This is a genomic window from Vibrio sp. YT-18 (assembly GCF_033337345.1).
Taxonomy (GTDB): domain Bacteria; phylum Pseudomonadota; class Gammaproteobacteria; order Enterobacterales; family Vibrionaceae; genus Vibrio; species Vibrio alginolyticus.
On sequence record NZ_JAWOQO010000314.1, the window covers coordinates 1 to 1006 of the forward strand.

Consider the following 1006-nt stretch of genomic DNA (forward strand, 5'->3'; position numbering starts at 1 on the left):
TTGATAAAAATTTGAAGTGTAAATGGCGAGTGCGGAAAGCGGGGGAGTAAATAACAAGCGAGATTCTGAAATAAACCAAAGTAGCAATATTCTAAATTAGTAATTAATTATATTTAATGAAGCATGAAAGCGCTCGAAATAATAACTTGGTGTACCAAGGAAGTATTGATGTATTCCATAACATGGAATGAAAAAATAAACTGAGCAATTAGTCTAATTTTGCTTTCCTGCTGCACTACTGGACTGTATTTATTACAAAATATGTTTGAATACGCTGTTTTGGCATATTTTTATAGATTCACATGTGATTTATTTCACGGCTTTTACTGCTCTTTCTTATTTATTTCATAAATAAACCTGATAGTAGACGCAAATGGTAGGCTCTGATCGGAGCTTAGTTTGCATTTAAATAAATATCAGGTACGACAATGGACACGTTAATCAAACCCTCAATACTTGCATTAACCATCGCTAGTGCGCTTAGCGCTAACGCGAATGCAGAAATTATCATTTCCCAGTACGTAGAAGGTGGCTCGTATAATAAAGCGGTCGAGATCGCGAATACCGGTGATGCCGCAGTCACGCTAACAGGTTATGAGCTAGCGAAATCATCTAATGGTGGTGGCACTTGGGGCAGCAAGATCGATTTGAGCCAAGTGACGTTGCAAGCGAAGCAGGTGTTTGTTCTTGCCCATGGTGATGCCAGCGATGCGATTAAAGCAGTGGCTGACCAGACCGATAAAAACGTGGCGAACTTTAATGGTGACGTTCCTCTAGCACTATTAAAAGATGGTGAAGTGCACGACATGGTCGGCGTGATGGGTGGTGTAGCATTTGGCAAAGACGCCACTTTGGTACGTAACGGTGACGCACTGACGCCTTCTGCGACTTTCCAATCTTCTCAATGGACAACGTTAGCAAAAGACAACATTGATGGCTTGGGCGAGCTGAACGCAGCTGAGCCACCTGCAGCATTTGTGTGTGAAGTGGATGGCCACGCGCCAAC

General features: G+C 42.2%; 1 protein-coding gene. It reads left to right on the top strand.

Annotated elements, in window-relative coordinates:
* Window positions 1–428: 428 nt before the first annotated feature.
* The coding region (locus R7M72_RS26245; protein ID WP_318056612.1) for a lamin tail domain-containing protein at window positions 429–1006 on the top strand (578 nt) is incomplete at its 3' end.